A 3,320-nucleotide genomic window follows, 5' to 3' on the forward strand; every position below is an offset into this window, starting at 1 on the left:
CACGAGGTGTTGCGCCAGCTCCCGCTGCTGATCGGCTCGGTGGTGCTTGGGTCGGCGACGGGTAACCCACTCTGGTCGATCGCCGCGCTGGTGCTGATGATCGTGTTCGGCGTCGCGCGGTGGTTCACCACCACCTACCGCATCGACGCCGAACAGATCCAGCGACGCGAAGGCGTGCTGCAGCGCTCGGTGCTTTCGGTGCCGCGCAACAGGATCCGGTCGGTGTCGACCGATGCGCGGGTCCTGCACCGGCTGCTCGGGCTGACCGTCGTGAAGGTCAGCACCGGTCGGGAAGCCAAGGGGGACGCCGAGTTCGCACTCGACGCCGTCCGCTCCGACGAGGTGCCAGGGCTGCGCGCGATCCTGCTCGCCGACTCGCTGCCCGACGCACTCGAGGCGGGTGAAGAGGCCGCCCCGCAGGAGCGGGTGCTGGCGCGGTGGCAGCCGTCGTGGTTGCGCTACAGCCCGCTGAGCTTCACCGGGTTGGCGATGATCGCCGCCGCCGTCGGCGTGATCTACCAGACGGGAGCCGTTGCGGCGCTCGAGGATTCGCCCCTCGCTCGGCAGGGGCTCGATGCCGCCGAGCGCCTCGGCGTGGTTGCGACCGTGGTGGTGGCCGTGCTCACCGTGTTGATCCTCGGGGTGCTGCTCTCCGTGCTGCGGTCGCTGGTCACGTTCGGCAACCTGGTGCTGTCCCGGCGCGACGAAAAGGGGGCCGGGGTGCTGCACCTCCAGCACGGTCTGCTCCGGGTGCGCGAACACACCTTCGACATGCGACGCCTGCGTGGCGGCACGATCCGCCAACCCTTGCTGGTGCGGGCGTTCGGCGGCGCGCGCCTGGACGCGGTGATGACCGGCGTCGACGGGTCGGGCGAGGCGTCGCTGCTGCTACCAGCGTGCCCCGCCGCCACGGCCGAGGCGGTGCTGACCGAACTGATCGGACGGCCGGACGTGGTCACCGGTGAGCTGCGACATCACGGTCCTGCCGCCACGCGCAGGCGCTGGACGCGGGCGCTGACGTTTCCCGCGCTGATCGCGGTCGGATTGGTGGCGACGGCGTTCGTCGTCGCGGTGCCGGCATGGGCGTGGGTGCTCTGCGGTGTGGTCACCGTCGGTGGTGTCTTCCTGGCGGCTGACCGGTCCCGCGCGCTGGGCCACCGCGTTGGCGACGGCTGGCTGGTCGCCAGGTCGGGCAGCCTGGACCGGCGCCGCGACTGCCTGGCCGCCGCGGGCATCATCGGCTGGACCGCACGCCAGACGCTGTTTCAGCGCCGCGCCGGGGTCGCCACGCTGATCGCGGCCACGCCCGCGGGGGTGAAGGGTTACCGCGTGCTCGACGTACCCGCCGAACTCGCATGGTCGGTCGCCGCGGCGGCATCACCGTGGGTGGCCGACTGCGACTGGGCTCACTCTTAGCGGGTCCGAGTTGCGCGCAATCATTTGCCGCTTACTGTCGGCTGCATGGCTATCGGTGGAGTGCTGTTCGACATCGATGGCGTCCTGGTGACCTCGTGGCAGGCCATCCCTGGCGCCGCGGCGGCGTTGCGGGTGCTGGCGGACAACCAGATTGCGCGGACGTATCTCACCAACACCACGACGCGCACCCGCAGCCAGATCGCGGGCCTGCTCACCGATGCCGGCATGGACGTCACCGCCGACGAGGTGATCACGGCCGCGGTGCTGACGGCCGACTACGTGCGGGACCGCTATCCGGGCGCGCGATGCTTCCTGGTCAACAATGGGCAGATCGGCGAGGACATGCCCGGCGTCGACCTGGTCTACGCCAGCGAGGTCGTCGACGCGGTGCCCGAGACCCCCGACGTCATCCTGCTCGGCGGCGCCGGACCCGAGTACGACCACGTCACGCTCAGCCGCGTCTATGACTGGATGGCCCAGGGCGTGCCCGTCGTCGCCATGCACCGCAGCACGGCGTGGAACACCACCGAGGGGCTGCGGATCGACACTGGCATGTACCTGATCGGCATGGAGGAGACGTCGGGTCGCCAGGCCACCGCGGTCGGCAAGCCGGCGCCCGAGGGGTTCCTGGCCTCGGCCAGCCGGCTCGGCGTCGACCCCGAGGAGATGTACATGGTCGGCGACGACCTCAACAACGACGTGCTGGCCGCGCAGGTGGTCGGCATGACCGGGGTACTGGTTCGCACCGGCAAGTTCCGACAGGACACCCTGGACCGTTGGGCGGCAGACGAATTCGCGATGCAGCCCAACCACGTCATCGATTCCGTCGCGGATCTTCCCGGGTTATTGGGCCTTTGAGCCGGCCACCATCCGGATCCGGACCTCGGGCGCTACGCCGTCGCGCGAGACCTCGGTGAAACCGAGCCTGCGGTACAGCTGATACGCCCGATGATTGACCTCGAGGACACTCAGCGTCACGCGCTTGCCGTCGGCGCTTGCCCGGTCGAGGAGCTCGCGGATGAGGCGGCTGCCGATGCCTCGACCTTGGTGGACGGGCGCCAGTTCGATGAGCGCGAGGAAGACCTCGTCGTCGCGCTCCTCGACGTCGAGCCTGCCGACGTCCACACCGTCGACCACGATGACGCGGACATGCTCGAGTACGAGATGTCGTGCCAGGTAAGCGCGTTGCTCGTCGTCGTCCCATCCCCAGATCTGGTTCACGTACGGGCCCAGCGACGCCTCGTGCAGATCGAAGAAGAACTCGGCGTCGTCCGCCGTGGCAGGGCGCAGCACGATGTCGTGCACCGCTAGAGTCTTCGGGTGTCGAGGCGTGTCTCGACGACGCCGTCGTCCGTCGTCGTGACGAAGTATGCAGCGGCACTGCTGTTTTCGGCGACCGCCTCCACGAATTCGGTGCCGCGATATACGACGCCGGCACCGTCGTCGGTGGCGTATCCGGCGGGGAGGGTTCCCTCGCCGACCAGACGGTGAAGCAGCGGCCGACGCTGTTCCTCCGCGTCGTAGTGCACGCCGTTGGAGAACGGCACGAAGCCGAGCCCGTCGGTCACGGGTCGAAGCTCCGGCCCGAACGAGTCGGTCGTGCCACCGACGTGCCAGCAGATCGATCCCGCCGACACGCCAGTCAGCACCACGCCCGCCTGCCAGGCGGTATGCAGCGCAGCGTCGACCCCGTGCAGTCGCCACATGGCCAGCAGACCCGCCACGCTTCCGCCGAACACCCACACCACGTCCTGCGCGAGTAGATGTTCGGTGATGTCGTCGACGTTGGGCATGGGAAACAGCGCCAGATGCGACGACGCGAAGCCCCGCTCCTGCGCGGCCTCGGTGAGGTAGAGCAGTGTCGCCCGGTCGTCGCCCATCGCGGTGGCCAGCAGGCACACCCG

At 69.5% G+C, this 3,320-nt stretch carries 4 protein-coding genes; 2 read left to right on the forward strand and 2 right to left on the reverse strand.

The genetic code is table 11. The annotated features are described in order from the left end of the window. The coding region (locus QOC69_RS26115; RefSeq protein ID WP_526445124.1) for a PH domain-containing protein at positions 1–1,416 on the forward strand (1,416 nt) is incomplete at its 5' end. Between the two features lie 45 nt (positions 1,417–1,461). Next, positions 1,462–2,274 (forward strand): HAD-IIA family hydrolase, encoded by an 813-nt coding sequence (locus QOC69_RS26120; protein ID WP_526445126.1) that lies wholly within the window; start codon positions 1,462–1,464, stop codon positions 2,272–2,274. Here QOC69_RS26120 and QOC69_RS26125 read toward each other — a convergent pair. Together QOC69_RS26125 and QOC69_RS26130 are read right to left on the reverse strand one after the other, a co-directional pair. Further along, complete coding sequence (locus QOC69_RS26125; protein WP_526445128.1) at positions 2,260–2,721, reverse strand: GNAT family N-acetyltransferase; 462 nt, start codon at positions 2,719–2,721, stop codon at positions 2,260–2,262. The genes QOC69_RS26120 and QOC69_RS26125 overlap by 15 nt on opposite strands. Before the next feature lie 2 nt (positions 2,722–2,723). Further along, the coding region (locus tag QOC69_RS26130) for a Type 1 glutamine amidotransferase-like domain-containing protein (protein WP_526445130.1) at positions 2,724–3,320 on the reverse strand (597 nt) is incomplete at its 5' end.

The organism is Mycobacterium sp. (genome assembly GCF_032162105.1).
Taxonomy (GTDB): Bacteria; Actinomycetota; Actinomycetes; order Mycobacteriales; family Mycobacteriaceae; genus Mycobacterium.